Here is a 308-nt window from a genome sequence, read left to right on the forward strand (position 1 = left end):
CTTCCGCTTTTACTACCGCGGCTGTCGCAGCAGTTACTTTTGTTCCATAGTCAATTCCGGCTTGCACCGTATCCAAACGCGCTCCAAGCGTTGCCTTGTCAGATACATTGAGGGCATTCACCAATGTACGAGCTACGTTTACATCTGCCTGAAGTTTTGACCCTTCAGCTTTCACTACAGCCGCTGTCGCTGTCGTAACCTGTGTCGCGTAGTCGATTGCAGCTTGCACTATATCTAGACGGGTGTTAAGTGGAGCTTTGTCCGTCGTATTCAATGCGTCAACCAACGTTCGAGCCGATGTTACATCT

The 308-nt window shown here is 49.7% G+C and carries 1 pseudogene; it reads right to left on the reverse strand.

The window, feature by feature from the left end:
* Positions 1 to 308, reverse strand: a pseudogene (locus CA598_RS32640) (fibronectin type III domain-containing protein); the annotation flags it as partial.

The organism is Paenibacillus sp. VTT E-133291, from assembly GCF_002264395.1.
Classification (GTDB): domain Bacteria; phylum Bacillota; class Bacilli; order Paenibacillales; family Paenibacillaceae; genus Paenibacillus_AQ; species Paenibacillus_AQ nitricinens.